The 1094-nt window shown below is 67.4% G+C and carries 1 protein-coding gene; it reads left to right on the forward strand.

Going from position 1 to position 1094, the window contains the following annotated elements; all coding sequences use genetic code 11:
- The coding region (locus tag ACIBCK_RS39170; protein WP_399398156.1) for an acyltransferase domain-containing protein at positions 1 to 1094 on the forward strand (1094 nt) is incomplete at both ends.

Here is a 1094-nt window from a genome sequence, read left to right on the forward strand (position 1 = left end):
GGTGTGGCGGGCGTCATCAAGATGGTGCAGGCGATGCGGTACGGGGTCGTACCGGCGACGTTGAACGTCGACGAGCCGACGCGGCACGTGAATTGGTCAACTGGTGCGGTGAAGCTGGCGGTTGAGTCGCGGGCGTGGCCTGAGGTGGGTCGTGCGCGTCGGGCGGGTGTGTCGTCGTTCGGGATGAGCGGCACCAATGCCCACGTGATCATTGAGCAGGCTGAGCCGGTGGCCGTCGTGGTGCCGGAGCCTGGGGTGGGTTCTGGGTTGGTGCCGTTGGTGGTGTCGGCGAAGTCGGTTGCGGGTCTTGCGGGGCAAGCGGATCGGTTGCGGGAGCTTGTGTCGGGTGAGTCTGGCCCTGGGCTGGTGGATGTGGGGTGGTCGTTGTTGTCGCGGGCGGGGCTTGAGCATCGTGTGGTGGTGTTGGGCGCTGATCGTGAGGGCGCGGTGGAGGGTTTGAGTTCGGTAGTTGCTGGTGTGGGGTCGCCGGGTGTGGTGTCGGGTGAGGTGGTGTCCGGGGATGTGGTGTTTGTGTTCCCGGGTCAGGGGTCTCAGTGGGTGGGTATGGGGCGGGAGTTGGCGCGGTGGTCGGGGGTGTTTGGGGAGTCGTTGGCTGAGTGTGAGGTGGCGTTGGGGCGGTGGGTGGATTGGTCGTTGTGTGAGGTGATGGAGAGCGGTGATGAGGGGTTGTTGGGTCGGGTGGATGTGGTGCAGCCGGTGTTGTGGGCGGTGATGGTGTCGTTGGGGCGGTTGTGGCGTGCGTGTGGGGTGGTGCCGTCTGCGGTGGTGGGTCATTCGCAGGGGGAGATCGCTGCGGCGGTGGTGGCGGGTGGTTTGTCGTTGGAGGATGGGGCCAGGGTGGTGGCGTTGCGCAGTCGCGCGATCCTTGCGTTGGCGGGTGCGGGCGGGATGGTGTCGGTTGCTGAGGGGCGGGCTCGCGCTGAGGAGTTGATTGGTGCGTTTGGTGGGCGGTTGTCGGTGGCGGCGGCCAATGGCCCCCGGTCGACGGTGGTGTCGGGTGAGCCGGAGGCGTTGGAGGAGTTGCTGGGGCTGTGCGAGGAGCGGGGGGTGCGGGCGCGTCGGATTCCGGTGGA

This window comes from Streptomyces sp. NPDC051218 (assembly GCF_044455475.1).
Taxonomy (GTDB): Bacteria; Actinomycetota; Actinomycetes; order Streptomycetales; family Streptomycetaceae; genus Streptomyces.